Source organism: Pseudomonas koreensis (genome assembly GCF_025447595.1).
Taxonomy (GTDB): domain Bacteria; phylum Pseudomonadota; class Gammaproteobacteria; order Pseudomonadales; family Pseudomonadaceae; genus Aquipseudomonas; species Aquipseudomonas koreensis_H.
In genome coordinates, this window is the sequence record NZ_JAOEJU010000053.1 from 1 (window position 1) to 452 (window position 452).

General features: G+C 58.2%; 1 protein-coding gene. It reads right to left on the minus strand.

All coding sequences use genetic code 11. The annotated features are described in order from the left end of the window. Positions 1–386: Hcp family type VI secretion system effector (locus N8H71_RS28700; protein WP_186635164.1), on the minus strand; the 386-nt coding region annotated here is incomplete at its 3' end. Positions 387–452 lie beyond the last annotated feature (66 nt).

The window sequence follows — 452 nt, forward strand, 5'->3', positions numbered from 1 at the left end:
TTGTGCATTTTGTTGTTGATGGCGACGATGATCGCGTCTTCCAGTTTGGTGGTGTAGTAGTGCTCTTGGGTGCCTTGAGCCGAAGTGCGGTACCACTGGATAACGATTTCGCTCATGCGCTCGCCGGAGGTCAGTGCTGCTTGCAGCAGAGGCGAAGCCTTGTCGTAGACCTTGGTGATCACGACTGGCTTGTGAACGCGCTGACCGGTTGGCTGACCGGATTGCGGGTCACGCGGAATGATCACGTCGTGGGTGAAAGCCTGAACCATAACCTGGTCTTCGTGGCCTTCCTGGTAGGTGTTGCCAACGGAGTCGGCGGTGAAGGCGCCGGCAGTGATCAGGCCTTGTTTTTCGCCGGTAACCGACATGTACGCTGGTGTTGCCATGGGAGGTGCTCCTTGCGGATAAAGTTAGGGTGCCCGGGAGGCGAAATCGCCCGGTGGGTGGCTGAC